13 protein-coding genes and 1 tRNA gene are annotated in these 14,611 nt (G+C 65.6%); 3 read left to right on the top strand and 11 right to left on the bottom strand.

Annotated elements, in window-relative coordinates:
• The first annotated feature begins 46 nt into the window (after window positions 1-46).
• A complete protein-coding gene (locus tag PY310_RS06515) occupies window positions 47-358 on the top strand; it encodes a hypothetical protein (protein ID WP_275213517.1) in 312 nt (103 codons plus the stop codon).
• A gap of 60 nt (window positions 359-418) precedes the next feature.
• On the opposite strand, the gene PY310_RS06510 is transcribed toward PY310_RS06515, so the two are convergent.
• From PY310_RS06510 to PY310_RS06465, 10 genes are all read right to left on the bottom strand, one after another.
• Window positions 419-495, bottom strand: a tRNA-Pro gene (locus PY310_RS06510).
• Between the two features lie 148 nt (window positions 496-643).
• A complete protein-coding gene (gene der / locus PY310_RS06505; RefSeq protein WP_275213516.1) occupies window positions 644-2,194 on the bottom strand; it encodes a ribosome biogenesis GTPase Der in 1,551 nt (516 codons plus the stop codon).
• Window positions 2,191-2,886 carry a lysophospholipid acyltransferase family protein gene (locus PY310_RS06500; protein ID WP_275213725.1) on the bottom strand — a complete coding sequence of 232 codons (696 nt, stop codon included), beginning with the start codon at window positions 2,884-2,886 and terminating at the stop codon, window positions 2,191-2,193. The genes der and PY310_RS06500 overlap by 4 nt, the downstream gene beginning before the upstream one ends.
• Before the next feature lie 28 nt (window positions 2,887-2,914).
• Entirely contained in the window at window positions 2,915-3,628 is a 714-nt protein-coding gene (gene cmk, locus PY310_RS06495; RefSeq protein WP_275213514.1) for a (d)CMP kinase, read from the bottom strand.
• A complete protein-coding gene (locus PY310_RS06490; RefSeq protein WP_275213513.1) occupies window positions 3,628-4,737 on the bottom strand; it encodes a prephenate dehydrogenase in 1,110 nt (369 codons plus the stop codon). The genes cmk and PY310_RS06490 overlap by 1 nt, the downstream gene beginning before the upstream one ends.
• 3 nt (window positions 4,738-4,740) lie before the next feature.
• Complete coding sequence (locus PY310_RS06485; RefSeq protein WP_275213512.1) at window positions 4,741-6,126, bottom strand: pseudouridine synthase; 1,386 nt, start codon at window positions 6,124-6,126, stop codon at window positions 4,741-4,743.
• Between the two features lie 111 nt (window positions 6,127-6,237).
• A complete protein-coding gene (scpB, locus tag PY310_RS06480; RefSeq protein ID WP_275213511.1) occupies window positions 6,238-6,924 on the bottom strand; it encodes an SMC-Scp complex subunit ScpB in 687 nt (228 codons plus the stop codon).
• Window positions 6,921-7,733, bottom strand: coding sequence for a segregation and condensation protein A (locus tag PY310_RS06475; RefSeq protein WP_275213510.1), 813 nt, complete (start codon window positions 7,731-7,733; stop codon window positions 6,921-6,923). The genes scpB and PY310_RS06475 overlap by 4 nt, the downstream gene beginning before the upstream one ends.
• A gap of 7 nt (window positions 7,734-7,740) precedes the next feature.
• Window positions 7,741-8,640 carry a ParA family protein gene (locus PY310_RS06470; protein ID WP_275213508.1) on the bottom strand — a complete coding sequence of 300 codons (900 nt, stop codon included), beginning with the start codon at window positions 8,638-8,640 and terminating at the stop codon, window positions 7,741-7,743.
• Between the two features lie 235 nt (window positions 8,641-8,875).
• The gene (locus tag PY310_RS06465) at window positions 8,876-10,222 is read right to left on the bottom strand and encodes a cation:dicarboxylate symporter family transporter (protein ID WP_275213506.1); all 1,347 of its coding nucleotides are present in this window, start codon (window positions 10,220-10,222) and stop codon (window positions 8,876-8,878) included.
• Between the two features lie 143 nt (window positions 10,223-10,365).
• Between PY310_RS06465 and PY310_RS06460 the strand changes: the two genes are divergently transcribed.
• Together PY310_RS06460 and PY310_RS06455 are read left to right on the top strand one after the other, a co-directional pair.
• Complete coding sequence (locus PY310_RS06460) at window positions 10,366-12,006, top strand: sensor histidine kinase (protein WP_275213504.1); 1,641 nt, start codon at window positions 10,366-10,368, stop codon at window positions 12,004-12,006.
• Window positions 12,003-12,716 (top strand): response regulator, encoded by a 714-nt coding sequence (locus PY310_RS06455; RefSeq protein ID WP_275213503.1) that lies wholly within the window; start codon window positions 12,003-12,005, stop codon window positions 12,714-12,716. The genes PY310_RS06460 and PY310_RS06455 overlap by 4 nt, the downstream gene beginning before the upstream one ends.
• On the opposite strand, the gene PY310_RS06450 is transcribed toward PY310_RS06455, so the two are convergent.
• Window positions 12,713-14,611 (bottom strand): propionyl-CoA synthetase, encoded by a 1,899-nt coding sequence (locus tag PY310_RS06450; RefSeq protein WP_275213501.1) that lies wholly within the window; start codon window positions 14,609-14,611, stop codon window positions 12,713-12,715. The two genes, PY310_RS06455 and PY310_RS06450, sit on opposite strands and share 4 nt — an antisense overlap.

The following is a 14,611-nucleotide window of genomic DNA, read 5'->3' as shown; positions in this document are numbered from 1 at the left end:
ACCTGTTCTGCGGGCATCTGTTAACCGATGATGTTGGGAAAATCCAATGAACAAAGTAACCCGCTTATTCGGCTCCACCCTCGTTGCTGCCGGCCTGGCTTTCAGCGGTGCAGCCCTGACTGCCACCGCCGCCTCTGCCAGCGACCGGTCAGGAGATACCTACCGTGGTTCGTCCTATCACAACGATCACAAGGATCACGGCTATGACCACAATGGCCACGGCCGCTATGACAAGGACGGTTACGACGAAGACGGCTACGACTGCTGGGGAAATGACCGTCACGGCCACCACCGTAATTGGGACTCCCGATACTGGGACGGCCAAGGCCACGTCCACTACACCGTCTACGTGAGGTAAGGACCGCCGGATCAACGCAAAAGGGCCGTTTTCCGGTTGTTACCGGAAAACGGCCCTTCATGGTCGGGCTGACAGGATTTGAACCTGCGACCCCTTGACCCCCAGTCAAGTGCGCTACCAAGCTGCGCTACAGCCCGTTAGTTCCGCCGTTCTCCGCTGCGTTTACTCCCCGGCGTTACCCGGGATTTCAACTCAGCAGTCCGGCCGAACCACCTTGAAAAGCTTACACGATCCCGGAGGGTGTCGGTGACACTTTGCCACCCACACGTCTCCGGTGTGTCGTAATTAACGCTGCTTACCGCGCTTTTCGCGCACGCGCATGTTGACCTCGATGGGTGTGCCTTCGAAACCGAAGGTCTCACGCAGCCTGCGGGTGATGAAGCGGCGGTAGCCGGGGTCCAGGAATCCGGTGGTGAACAGCACGAACTTGGGCGGCCGGCTTGATGCCTGCGTGCCGAAGAGGATGCGCGGCTGCTTACCGCCGCGGACCGGGTGGGGGTGGGCTGCCACGAGTTCGCCGAGGAAGGCGTTGAGCCGGCCGGTGGGAATTCGCTTGTCCCAGCTCTCCAGGGCCAGGTCAAGGGCGGGAACCAGACGGTCCTTGTGCCAGCCGGTCAGGGCCGAAATGTTCACCCGCGGAGCCCAGGCAACGTGGGCCAGGTCCTGTTCGATTTCGCGTTCCAGGTAGGTGCGGCGTTCGTCGTCGAGCAGGTCCCACTTGTTGAAGGCCAGCACCAGCGCGCGGCCGGACTCGATGGCCAGCTGCAGGATGCGGACATCCTGCTCACTGAGCACCTCGTCAACGGCCAGGAGAACGACGGCGACTTCCGCCTTCTCGAGCGCAGCCTGCGTCCGGAGGGAGGCGTAGTAGTCCGCACCCTGTGCCATGTGCTGCCGACGCCGGATGCCGGCGGTATCCACAAACCGCCAGGTGCGGTCGCCCAGTTCAATGAACTCATCCACGGGGTCCCTGGTGGTTCCCGCAGTGTTGTCCACCACCACGCGCTCCGAACCGGCCAGTTTGTTCAGCAGTGAGGACTTACCCACGTTGGGCCGGCCGATCAGTGCGATTCGGCGGGGGCCGCCGGAGCGTTCCAGGCCCTCAATGGTGGAGAACTCCGGCAGGGTGTCCATGACGTGGTCCAGGAGGTCCGCCACGCCGCGGCCGTGCAGGGCCGAGACAGGGTACGGCTCGCCGAAGCCAAGGCCCCACAGGGCGGCGGAATCCGCCTCCTGGGCGAAGTCGTCCACCTTGTTGGCCACCATGATGACCGGCTTCTTGCTGCGGCGCAGCATCTTCATAACGCCCTCGTCGGTGGCTGTGGCGCCCACCGCCGAATCGACGACAAAAAGGACGGCATCCGCGAGTTCCACTGCCATTTCGGCCTGTTCGGCCACGCGGGCGTGGATGCCGCGGGCATCGTGCTCCCACCCGCCGGTGTCCACGAGGGTGAAGTTGCGCCCGTTCCAGTGCGCCGAGTACATCACGCGGTCGCGGGTGACACCGGGGGTGTCCTCCACCACGGCTTCGCGGCGGCCCAGGATGCGGTTCACCAGTGTGGACTTGCCCACGTTCGGCCGTCCGATGATGGCCAGGACGGGGTCGAGCTTGACCGGACCGTCGAAGTCCTCGTCGTCGTAGTCGCCGCTCAGCAGGGCGGCATCGTCCTCATCGAGGTCGTAGTCGGCCAGCCCGGCCCGGAGCGAGGCGGCACGGAGCTCCGCCTCGTCGTCGCCGATGGCTGCCAGCCGCTCGGCCACATGGTCCGTGCCGGAGGGCGTGTATTCATCTTCGCCGGCGCCGGAGGGGCCGGAGGTTTGAGTCGTATCGCTCATTGCACTTTCCTTAAGTGGTCATCTGCCGGCGTCCCGGCTACTGCTGTGAAGTTCGTGCGGGAATCCGCGTGGGGCAGGGGCTGCCCACTGTGTTTGATGGTGTCCTGGACGTGCCCCGCCAGCGCAGCGCGGATTTCCAATCCCGCCCTGTCCATTGAAGCACGGCCCGTTTCGCCGGGGTTGCGGCTCAGGGTCAGCGCATTGCCGAAGCTGACGTGGAAACGCCGCCCGGGCCTGGGTACGGTGTCGAGGTGTTCGCTGCCGGTCCTGGTGCCCAAAATCGCCACCGGGACCACGGGCGCTCCCGAGTTCAGTGCCAGCCAGGCGACCCCGTTGTTGATGTCCAACGCCTGACCGCTCCCCCGGGTACCTTCCGGCAGAATCCCGATGCAGCGGCCGGCCTCGAGCACATCCTTGCCCAGCAGCAGGGCTGCCCGGTCCCCGGAACGGTCCACCGGGAGCTGGCCGGAAGCGCGCAGCACCCGGCCCAGGAAGCCTTTGAACATCTCCTTCTTGACGAGGATGTGCATGGCGCGCGGAGACGCGCCGAACATCACCGGCCCGTCCAGGAAGCTGATGTGGTTGCCGGCAAAAATAACCGGTCCGCCCGTGGGCACGTTGTGCTTGCCGGTGACAGAGGTCCGGTACACCACGTGATCCAGGAGCCAGCCGACAGGCCGGCTCCAGGCCATGGTCAGGCCGGACGGAACCTTGGTGCGCTCAGTCACGGTTGAGGACCTTTGTCACGATCACCAGGGCGGCGTCAACGGTTTCCGTGAAATCAAGATCTGATGAATCGAGTGTGACCACACCGTCGGCGGCCTGCGTGAAGTTCACCACCGTGGAGTCCCTCGCATCGCGCTGCGTGACTTGGGCGGCGAGTTGCTCCGCGTTCTGGGTGCCGCCCAGTTGGATACCGCGGCGGCGGAGCCGTGCTTCCTCGCTGGCGGTCAGCAGCATGCGGACCTCGGCGCCGGGCGCGACGACGGTGGTGATGTCCCGCCCTTCCACCACCATGCGGCGGTGGTGCTTTTCGATGAGCTCACGCTGCCTGCGGATCAGTTCGGTCCGTGCGCCCAGTGTGGTGGCCACCGCGCTGACCGCCGACGAAATGGCGGGCTCGCGAATGGCGTCGGTAACGTCGGTCCCGTCCACGCGAACGTATTCCGCCTGGGGTGTGGTGCTCAGGTCCAGGACGAGGTCCCGGGCCGCCTGCTCCACGGCTGCGGCGTCCGTGAGGTCGATGCCGCCGGAGACGCAGAACCACGTGAGGGCACGGTACATGGCGCCCGTGTCCAGGTAGGCGAGGTGCAGCCTGCGGGCCACTTCCCTGCTGACACTGGATTTTCCCGAGCCGGAGGGCCCGTCAATGGCCACCACCAGTGGCCTGCCGACGCGCAAGGCCGGCACGGTGTCAAGAAGTTCCTGTGTCATTACTGCAGTACCCGCCATCCGCGGTCGTTGAGTGCTTCGATCAGGTGGTCGTGCTTGTTCGGCAGTACGGAGAGTTCCACCATTCCCACGTTCTGCCCGGACGAATGGTCCAGCCTCAGGTCTTCCACGTTGACGCCGACCTCACCGATTTCGGTAAGGAGCCTGGCGATCTGGCCAGGCCTGTCGTCAACGAGGACCGTCAGCCAGGTGTACGCCTGCGGCGGTCCGCCGTGCTTGCCCGGGATGCGGGCCTGCCCGGCGTTGCCTTCGCTGATGAGTTGGGCCAGATCCAGTCTGGCACCCGGCGCCAAGGGTTGCTCCAAGGTGCCGATCAGCCGGTTCAGGTCCTCCCGGACACCGTAGAGGATCTCCACCACTTTCGCGGCGTTGCCGCCGAGGATCTGGACCCACAGCGTGGGGTCGCTGGCGGCGATGCGCGTAACGTCCCGCAGGCCGTTGCCGGCGAGGGACAGCGCGTGCAGCGGTGTCCCCTGGAGTTGGCTGGCCAGCAACGAAGACATGATCTGGGGCAGGTGCGAGACGAGGGCCACGGCCTGGTCGTGCTCGTCAGCCGTGAATTCCGAAACTACCGCGCCGAGATCGGTTGCCAGCGAACGCGCCGTCTGCACGGCGTCTGCCGATGAATCGGGGCCCGGACAAACCACCCACGGCATGGAGGTGAACAGCTCGCCGCGGGCCGCCACGGGACCGGACTTTTCGCGGCCCGCCATTGGATGCGTACCTACGTAGCGGGACATGTCCGCCCCGCTCGCCTGCAGTTCCGCCAGGATGGCGGCTTTGACGCTGGCGATGTCCACTACTACGGAATCCGGGTAGTCAGTCAGCGCCTGCGCCACCACGGAAGCCGTTACGTCCGGCGGCGCGGCCACCACCACAAGCTCCGGTGTCCCGCCGTCAAGCATGCCCAACGGCTGGCCCGCACCGATGTCCACCGCAACAGCCTGGTTGGTGGGCGAGGGGTCCGAGAGGAATACCGGCACCCCCCGTCCCCGCAGTCCCAGCCCGATGCTGGTGCCAAGCAGGCCGGTGCCAATCACCACGACGGGACCGTTGAGGTGTCCGCGCCCGTGTGAGCGAAATGCGGACATGCGTCAGAGCCCTACGGATGCCAGCAGGTGGCCGACTTCCTGCTTGCCAAGGTTGCGGATGCTGCCCTGGCGCTGGTCACCCAGGCCAATGGGGCCCACCTTGACGCGCACCAGGCGCAGGACCGGGAAGCCCACAGCGTCAAACAAACGCCGGACAATGCGGTTCTTGCCGGAGTGCAGCACAACTTCGATCAGCACGTGGCCCGGAGTGGAATCCACCAGCCTGAAGGAGTCCACGGAAGCGAAGCCGTCCTCAAGCTCCACGCCTTCCTTCAGCTGGGCGCCAATTCCCTGCGGGAACGGTCCGCGGACCTGCACCAGGTAGGTCTTGGGCACCTCATAGGAGGGGTGGGTCAGGCGGTTGGCCAGCTCGCCGTCGTTCGTGAGCAGCAGCAGGCCTTCCGTGGCAACGTCCAGCCGGCCCACATGGAACAGGCGTTCGCCCTGGTGGGTCTTCCGCACAAAATCGCTGATGCACGGCCGCCCGTCCGGGTCCTCCATGGTGGAGACGACGCCCTTGGGCTTGTTGAACACCATGTAAACAAGGTTCTCGTCCAGCTGGATCCGCAGTCCGTCCACGTGGATGACAGCCGTTTTGGGATCCACCCGGACACCCAGCTCGGTGACGACCTGGCCATCCACTTCAACGCGGCCCTCGGCGATCATTTCCTCACAGACGCGGCGCGACGCCACACCCGCCTGGGCCATGACCTTCTGCAGGCGGATCCCGTCGGCGTCGTGCATTTCAGACTGCGGAACCGGTCCACGGGGTCCGCGCTTGCGGGAGGGCTTGCGCACGGGGCCAAGGTTCTGGCCGAACCGTTCGCTGCCGAATGCGCGCGAAGCAGCTGCCCCGGGCTTGCCGGCACGTGGTTTGGGCTTGAGGGCCCCGGGCGTGCCCGGCGCTTTTTTGGCTCCCGGTTTCCGGGCAGCAGGCTTCCGGGCCGGGGCTGCGGCGGGCTTCCAGTCGGAGTCCCCGCGCCCTGCCGGAGAAGCCGGGGCATCTCCGGGATCAACAAAAGGCTCCTCGCGCGGCTTCGGCGCCTTGTAGGGCCGGTCGCCGCCGCCGAAGCCGGCAGTGCGCTTGCCGGCACCTGCGCGGAAGCCCCCACCCGCCGCGGCGGGGCGGCCGCTCCCGCCCTGAGCAGGATTGCGGCCTGCGGCAGGGTTGCGGCCCGTGCCGCCCTGCGCCGGATTGCGCGGTGTACTGCGGCTGGCCGGCGCACTGCGGCTAGCCGGCGCACTGCGGCTAGCCGGTGTACTGCGGCTGGCCGGTGTACTGCGGCTGGCCGGTGTACTGCGGCTGGCGCCGCCTTGTCCGGCATTGCGTTCTGAACTGTTCCGTCCAGAACCGTTACGTGGTGAACCCTGGCGTCCCGCCTGTGTCATGACCCGTCCTTCGATATGTTGACCGGCAAGTTGTCCAAGAACAACCCTAGCCAGCCATGCAGAATTTATCTGCCCTTATGAATACTCTTGTGTGCAGGCGGGATACCCCGCCTACATTCTGTCGGCGTCGTAGAACTCCGCGATCCCCTCGAGCCCCGGAAGATGGGGTGAGAGTTGCGGCAGTTCCGCCACGGAGCCGATGCCCATCCGTTCCAGGAAATACGATGTAGTCCGGTAGAGGATGGCTCCCGATTCAGGATCGTTTCCTGCATCTTCGATCAGCCCGCGCTGGGTCAATGTCCGTACGACAGAATCGACATTGACTCCCCGAATTGCGGATACCCTGGCTCTGGAGACAGGCTGGCGATACGCGATGACGGCAAGGGTTTCCAGTGCCGCCTGCGTCAGCCTGGCCGTCTGACCCTCCAGCACAAAACGGCCCACAATGTCGGCAAAGTCTGCGCGGGAGTAGATCCGCCAGCCACCGGCGATGCTCCGCAATTCAAAACCCCGGGGGCTGGCGCTGAAGCCAGCAACGCTGGCGTCATCCATGTCCGGGGCTTTAACAGTATAGCCGCTATACTCCCGCTGCAGTTCCACGAGCAACTGCTCAACGGAAGCCACCGTCAGGTTAAGGCCTGCTGCGAGGTCGGTGGAGGTGGCGGGCTGATCCAGGACCATGAGGACTGCTTCAAGTGCAGCCTTGGGACCGCCCGGAAGTGAGTGGACGTCCGGAACTGCGTGCCCGTCGTCATCCGCGGCAGGCGCCGCCCCGGCAGCCGAAAACTCCGCAGTCACAATTGCTCCTCAAATTCTTCGCTCAGGTTTTCGGTTGACCAGTCCGTGCCGGCCGCTGTCCAGTGCACCGTGAGGTCACCCAGCGGAGAGAGCTGGTCAAAGGAGACCGCCCTGTCCCGGAACATTTCCAGCAATGCCAGGAAACGGGCCACCACCACCAGGGTGGATTCGGCGTCGGCAATCAGCGCCCGGAAGGAAAGGGGCTTTCCCGGCTGAAGCCGCAGGCCCAGGATCTCCGCCTGCTCCTTGACACTGACGGTGCTGCCGTGAAGGTGGGCCAGGCCCACCTCAGTGGGCTTGGGCGCCTTCGGCTGCAGGGCCACTTCAGCCAGCCGTGCGAACTGCTGCGGCGTGTGTTTCCACACCAGCTCCGGGAGCATCGCGGCGAAGTGCTCTTCCAGGGCAACTTGCCGCGGGAACCGCTGGGCCTCCTGTTCCAGGCTGTCCGCCATCAGCGCGGCCACCTGCTTGAACGCCTTGTACTGCAGGAGACGGGCGAACAGGAGGTCACGGGCTTCCAGCCTGGCGATGTCCTCGTCGTCCTCCACTTCACCGGCCGGCAGCAGCCGCGCCGCCTTGAGGTCCAGGAGCGTGGCTGCGATGACAAGGAACTCGCTGGCTTCGTCCAGCGCCCATTCCTCACCGAGTTTCTGGAGCTTCCTGATGTACTTAATGAACTCGTCAGTGACGGTGGCGATGGCCACCTCGGTAATGTCCAGCTGATGCTTGGCAATGAGGCCCAACAGAAGGTCGAACGGACCGGTGAAATTCGCCAGCCGCACCTCAAAGCCGGGCTTGGACTCCGCCACGGTCTGGCTAGGGTGCGCCGCCGCGGGAAATCAGTTCCTTGGCCAGCCGGCGGTAGGCGTCCGCCCCGATGTGGTTCCCCGCGTAGGTGGTGATCGGTTCAGCCGCGACCGTGGCGTCGGCAAACTTAATGGAACGCTTGATGACGGTCTCGAAGACCTTGTCACCGAAAGCTTCCACCAGGCGGCTGATGACTTCTCGGCTGTGCAGGGTGCGGGCGTCGTACATAGTGGCGAGGACGCCATCCACCTGCAGCCGGGGGTTGAGCCGGTCCTGGACTTTGTCGATGGTTTCCACGAGCAGGGCAACGGCGCGGAGGGCGAAGAATTCGCAGATCAGCGGGATGATGACGCCGTGCGCAGCAGTGAGCGCGTTAACGGTCAGCAATCCGAGGGACGGCTGGCAGTCAATCAGCACGACGTCGTAGTCGTCTTCCACCTTCTTCAGGGCCCGGTCCAGGACCTGCTCACGGGCCACCTCGTTGACTAGCTGCACTTCGGCGGCGGACAGATCGATGTTGGCCGGCAGCAGATCGACGTTTTCAACGCCGGTCTGATGAATGGCGTCGCGGATGTCCACTTTGCGGTCCATCAGGACGTTGTAGACGGTCAGGTCCAGTTCATGCGGGTTGATGCCCAGGCCGGCGGACAACGCGCCCTGGGGGTCAAAGTCCACCAGCAGAACCCTGCGGCCGTACTCGGCGAGGGCCGCAGCCAAATTGATGGTGGACGTGGTTTTGCCCACCCCGCCCTTTTGGTTGACCATGGCGATCACGCGCGCGGGACCGTGGGAGGACAGCGGTGCGGGTTCCGGGAATTCGCGGTGGGGCCGCCCGGTGGGACCCATCACGGCGTCTTCCAGATCGAGTTCCGTGCCTTCCAGAGTTGCCGAACCCTGTTCGCTGCTCACGTATCTATCCACACTTTCGATGACGGTGATTTTCCTGCCGCTGGCGACCCAGCGCCGATCCTGCTTTTCACCTAGGCTACAGGTCCCGACACGGTATTCGAGGGAACTTGACTTTGTGTGGATTCTGAGCCTTGACCCTCTACTAGAGGTCGAAGGTTAAGGTCCGGGACGCACAAACCGCCCCGGCAGCAAGGCTGCAGGGGCGGTCGGTGTTTGGAAGCGGAAGAGCCGGCTCTTAGGCGTGCGCCGCTACCTCGGGGGTGACGGAAGACGAGCCCATCCGGTCGCCGTGACCCGCCATCATGGTCTGTTCGTCGAAGGGAAGTTCGCCGGAGAGCACCTTGGTGACCTGCTCGCCGTCGATCTCCTTGACCCACGTGCCGATCAGGACGGTGGCCACCGCGTTGCCGGTGAAGTTGGTCAGGGCGCGGGCCTCGGACATGAACCGGTCGATGCCGACGATCATGCCGACGCCGCCGAGCAGCTGGGGTGCGTGCGCCTGGAGGCCGGCCGCCAGGGTGGCCAGGCCGGCACCGGTCACGCCTGCGGCGCCCTTGGAGGCAATGATCATGAAGACCAGCAGGGAAACCTGCGCTCCGAGGTCCATTGGCATGCCCATGGCGTTGGCCACGAACAGCGACGCCATGGTCAGGTAGATGGCGGTGCCGTCCAGGTTGAAGGAGTAGCCCGTGGGGACGGTGACACCGACAACCGGCTTGGAAACGCCCAGGTGTTCCATCTTGGCGATGAGGCGCGGCAGGGCAGCCTCGGAGGAAGACGTGGAGAAGATCAGCAGGTACTCGCGGGCCAGGTACTTCATCAGCTTGAAGATGTTGACACCTGCAACAACCTGCAGGATTCCGCCGAGGATGACCACGATGAAGAGCGCGCAGGTGATGTAGAACGCCACCATCAGCGTGAACATGCTGATGATTGCCTGGAAGCCCGTGGCCCCGACGACGGCGGCGATGGCGCCGAAGGCACCCACCGGGGCGAGCCACATGATCATGATCAGGATGCGGAAGACAAGAGCCTGTCCGTGCCCGATGGCCTTCAGGATGGGGGCACCCTGCGGGCCCATCTTCTGGAGGGCAAAGCCGACCAGGATTGCCGCGAGGAGGGTGGGGAGGACCGGAATGTCCCCGGGGATGATACCCAGCAGGAAGTCCACGGTACTGTCCGTGGCGGCCTTCTTATTGGGGTCGTAAGGGGTCAGGTTGAGTCCCTCACCCGGGTGGATGAGGTTGCCGACAACCAGGCCAATGGCGAGCGCAAACGTGGACATGAGCAGGAAGTACCCCAGCGCCAGGCCTCCGACTTTGCCTACCGTGGCTGCCTTGGCGATGGAACCGATGCCCAGGACGATGGTGCAGAAGATGATGGGCGCAATCATCATCTTGATGAGCTTGATGAAGCCGTCGCCCAGCGGCTTCAGCGATTTGCCGACCTCAGGGAAGATCAGGCCGACGAGTGCGCCCAGGATGACGGCTGCGATGACGGCCATGTAAAGGTAGTGGGATTTGTCGAGGCCCTTGCGGGCGGCCTTCGCAGGCGCCGCTGACTCTCCTCGTTGAGAAGCCATGATGTGTCTCCTTGCATGGATATTCTGGTAGACGCTGCGGCGCATTCTCTGGGCACATCGCGTCAGTCTGGTGTGATATCCATCATTGGGCACGCCGTGACTTAGCTCACCGTTGCGTTCATATTGGTCATGGGAGGTGCTTGATGATCCACCGCTGGAGTATCGCCCGCAGGCTGTTTGTTGCCAACCTGCTCATCGTGCTTGCCTTCATCGCGATCGTCGGTACTGCCACTTACGTTGATGCCCGGGACCGCAGCTATGAGGAAGCCGGCCGGCGGATGACGGGGGTGGCCGCCGCTGTTGCCGCCAATCCCCTGGTCCTGCAGGCGGCCGACACACCGGATCCGTCCGCGCTGCTGCAGCCGTACGCGCTGGACGTCATGGCTGGTTCCGGAACGGATTTCGTCACCATCATGGCCCCCGACAGGACACGCTGGACCCATCCCCGGAACGAGGAACTCGGCAGGCCCTACATCGGCTCGATCGACGCTCCGCTCCGCGGTGAAGTCTTTACCGAAGTCACCGCCGGAACCCTCGGGCCGTCAGTGCGGACGGTGGTCCCGGTCAAGGACGCGGCCGGGAAGGTCAGGGCCCTGGTGGCCGCCGGCGTCACGGTCCGGACAGTCGATGTTGCCTTGTCCGGCCGGTTGCCGGCGTTGCTGGCCCTCGGCGCCGCACTGCTGATAGGCGGGTCACTGGCGTCCTGGCTGCTGGGCCGGTACCTGCGCCGTGTCACCCGAGGCTGGGGCCCCGAGCAGTTGGCGCAGCTGTTTGCCTATTACGAATCGGTGCTTCATTCCGTCCGCGAAGGACTCATACTCATCGACACCAAAGGCAGGGTGGTGATGTACAACGACCAGGCAGCGGACCTGCTGGGCCTGGAGCCCCGCGGCTCGGACGAGGACCCTTCGCGGCCGCCGCTGCTGGCGGACCTCCCGCTGGCACCGAGCCTGAAGGCCCTCTTCGAATCGGGCCGCCCCGCCCACGATGAGATCCACCTGACGGGTCCGCGGATTGTGGTGGTGAACCAGGGCCCTGCCGTGGAGCCCGTCTCCCCCGGTATCCGCCGCCCGGCCGTCTTCGGGACCGTTGCCACCATCCGCGACCGGACGGAGATCGAATCCCTGGGCAGTGAACTCGAGACCATGCGCACTCTCTCCGATGCCCTGCGCGCCCAGACCCACGAGCACGCCAACCGGCTGCACACCATGGTGTCCCTGCTGGAACTGGGCCGTACCCGGGAGGCCCTCGAGTTCGCCACGAAGGACCTTGAACTGAGCCAGCAGCTCACGGACGAGATGGTGAACTCCGTGGACGAACCCGTCCTCAGCGCCCTGATCATGGGCAAGGCTGCCGAAGCGAACGAGCGCGGCGTCAAGCTGACGCTCGCGGCCGAAGGCTCTGCATCCGTCACCGGCCTTGCGGTCCAGGACCTGGTCACCATCCTGGGGAATCTCCTGGACAACGCCATCGACGCCGCGGCCGATGGCGAGGCACCGAAGTGGGTGCAGCTGACGGTTGAGTCGGACGCCGAGGGACTGGACATCATGGTCGAGGATTCGGGCCCCGGCGTGGACCCGGCCGCTGTGGAGGACATCTTCCGGCAGGGCTTCAGTACCAAGGCGGCGGGTCCCTTTGGACGAGGCATCGGCCTGGCCCTGGTCCGGCAGGCCGTCCAGCGTCTGGACGGTAGCATGACCATCACAGGCACACACGGCGCGCGCTTCCATGTGTTCCTGCCGGCCCTGGCCGCCGGAACCGATAAAAAGGAGCAGGTCCTGTGAGTGATATCCGCGTCCTCGTGGTTGAGGACGAACCGGTGGCGTCTGCCGCCCATGCGGCCTATGTGGGCCGGATCCCGGGTTTCTCGCTGGCCGGCACCGCACCGGACGGACAGTCCGCGCTCCGGCTCCTCACGGAACTCGCGGCCGCAGGCCAACCCGTGGAACTCGTCCTCCTGGACATGAACCTCCCGGACCTGCACGGCCTGGACATTGCGCGGCGAATGCGGGCCGCCGGCATCCTGGCGGACATTATTGCGATTACGGCGGTGCGCGAGGTGGCGATTGTCCGGAGCGCGGTTGCCATCGGGGTGGTCCAGTACCTGATCAAGCCCTTCACCTACGCCACGTTTGCGGACAAGCTGGGCAGCTACCGGCTCTTCCGGCAGCAACTGGCTTCGCCGGCGGCAGGGGCGGGCAGGGCGGGGGCGTCCCAAAGCGATGTGGATCAGGCGTTCGCAAGCCTCCGGGCGCCGTCGGAACTGCCGTTGCCGAAAGGCCTCTCCGGCTCCACCCTCGACTCCGTTAAGGAGTACCTGAAGCAGCAGCCGAGCGCTGTTTCGGCCACGGAGGTGATGGCGGCGCTAGGGATGTCGCGGGTGACCGCCCGCCGCTACCTCGAATACCTTGCCGACGCCGGCGCGGCCACCCGGGCCCCCCGCTACGGCACCCCGGGGCGCCCGGAGAACGAATACGGCTGGAACCGGTCCTAGGCTGCCCCGTCCGGCCGCAGCACCCCCACCAGCTGTCCGATGACTTCCGGGTCCTCAATCGTGGAGGGCACAACGTACGGGTCGCCGTCGGCAATTTGCCGCATGGTCTTGCGGAGGATCTTGCCCGACCGGGTCTTGGGCAGGGCATGAACCACGGTGGCGTGCTTAAAATCGGCCACAGGCCCTATGTTCTTCCGCACCAGGGCAACCAGCTCGCGGGCCAGTTCGGCTTCGTCGGTTTCCGCCCCGGCTTTGAGGACCACATACGCGGAGGCGCGCTGCCCCTTGAGTGGATCCGCCACGCCGATCACGGCGCACTCCGCGACGGCCGGGTGGCTGGAAATGACCTGCTCAATGGCGCCGGTGGACAGCCGGTGACCGGCCACGTTGATGATGTCATCGGTGCGGCCCATCACAAAGACATAGCCGTCGGCGTCCCGGTATCCGCTGTCGCCCGTCACGTAGGTGCCCTCGAAGGCCGCAAGATAGGAGGACACGTAGCGGTCATCGTTTTGCCAGAGTGTGGTCAGGGTGCCGGGGGGCAGCGGCAGACCCAGGACAATATTCCCCTCCTCCCCCGGCTCCACGGGCTCGCCGGAGCTGTCCACGATGCTGAGGGCATAGCCGGGCATGGGGACGGTGGGTGAGCCGGGTTTGAAGGGAAGGTCCTCCAGGCCGCGCGGATTGGCGCAAATGGCCCAGCCGGTTTCGGTCTGCCACCAGTGGTCCACCACGGGGACGCCCAGGACCTCGCCGGCCCAGCGGTAGGTTTCGGTATCGAGGCGTTCTCCGGCTGCAAACAGCGTGCGGAGACTGGAGATGTCGTAGCGGGCCAGCTCCGCGGCGTGGGGATCGGCCTTGCGGATCGCCCGGAGGGCGGTCGGTGCCGTGAACAGCACATTGACCTTGTGGTCCTCGATGACGCGCCAGAACGCCCCGGCGTCGGGGGTGCCCACCGGCTTGCCCTCGTACAGGACCGTGGTGGCACCTGCCAGGAGCGGTCCGTAGACGATGTAGGAGTGGCCCACTACCCAGCCGACATCCGACGCCGTCCACATCACCTCGCCCGGCCCGATGTCGTAGATGTTGGCCATGGTCCAGGCAAGGGCGACGGCGTGGCCGCCGTTGTCCCGCACGACGCCCTTGGGTGCGCCCGTGGTGCCGGAGGTGTACAGAATGTAGAGCGGATCCGTGGCGGCCACGTCCACGGGCGCCGCCGGAACGGCATCTTCCATGGCCTGGTCCCAGTCCAGCCACCCCGGGAAGTCTGAGAGCGCGGCTGCGAATCCTTCCCGGCCCTTGACGACGACCGGCAGCGGGCCGGCGGTGCTCAGGGCGAGGGCTTCGGCGACGGCAGGCAGATACTCCACCCGCCGGCTGGGCTCCATGCCGCCCGTGGCGGTGACGATGACAGAGGGCTTGGCGTCATCGATCCGCGCCGCCAGCTCTTTGGGCGCGAAACCGCCGAACACCACAGAATGCACCGCCCCCAGCCGGGCGGTCGCCAGCATGGCAATGGCCGCTTCCGGGATCATGGGCATGTAGATGACCACCCGGTCTCCCTTGCCCACGCCCTGCGAGCGCAGCACCCCGGCAAACCGTGCCACCAGTGCAGTCAGTTCGGCGTAGGTGAAGCTGCGTTTGATTCCCAGCATCGCCGAGTCATAGATGAGGGCGTCCTGGTCTCCGCGGCCTGCCTCGACATGCCGGTCCAGGGCGTTGTAGGAGGTGTTAAGCACGCCGTCGGGAAACCAGCGGTACAGGGGGGCCGCCGAGTCATCCAACGCCACAGCGGGTTCCTTGGTCCACGACACCGCCCGGGAAGCCTCAAGCCAGAAGTCGTCGCGCTTTTCCAGGCTCCGCGAATACGTTTCCTGATAATTCCTACCGGCCAT

Origin of the sequence: Pseudarthrobacter naphthalenicus (genome assembly GCF_029076445.1) — a bacterium.
GTDB classification, from domain to species: domain Bacteria; phylum Actinomycetota; class Actinomycetes; order Actinomycetales; family Micrococcaceae; genus Arthrobacter; species Arthrobacter naphthalenicus.
This window is presented reverse-complemented; position numbering and strand designations above follow the sequence as displayed.

Excerpts from the sequence above, each read along its gene's own strand:
- PY310_RS06490 (WP_275213513.1), bottom strand. The coding sequence starts at position 4,737 with ATGTCCGCATTTCGCTCACACGGGCGCGGACACCTCAACGGTCCCGTC.
- PY310_RS06500 (WP_275213725.1), bottom strand. The coding sequence starts at position 2,886 with ATGGCCTGGAGCCGGCCTGTCGGCTGGCTCCTGGATCACGTGGTGTAC.
- PY310_RS06515 (WP_275213517.1), top strand. The coding sequence starts at position 47 with ATGAACAAAGTAACCCGCTTATTCGGCTCCACCCTCGTTGCTGCCGGC.
- der (WP_275213516.1), bottom strand. The coding sequence starts at position 2,194 with ATGAGCGATACGACTCAAACCTCCGGCCCCTCCGGCGCCGGCGAAGAT.
- PY310_RS06485 (WP_275213512.1), bottom strand. The coding sequence starts at position 6,126 with ATGACACAGGCGGGACGCCAGGGTTCACCACGTAACGGTTCTGGACGG.
- PY310_RS06450 (WP_275213501.1), bottom strand. The coding sequence starts at position 14,611 with ATGGCCGGTAGGAATTATCAGGAAACGTATTCGCGGAGCCTGGAAAAG.
- PY310_RS06465 (WP_275213506.1), bottom strand. The coding sequence starts at position 10,222 with ATGGCTTCTCAACGAGGAGAGTCAGCGGCGCCTGCGAAGGCCGCCCGC.
- PY310_RS06460 (WP_275213504.1), top strand. The coding sequence starts at position 10,366 with ATGATCCACCGCTGGAGTATCGCCCGCAGGCTGTTTGTTGCCAACCTG.
- cmk (WP_275213514.1), bottom strand. The coding sequence starts at position 3,628 with ATGACACAGGAACTTCTTGACACCGTGCCGGCCTTGCGCGTCGGCAGG.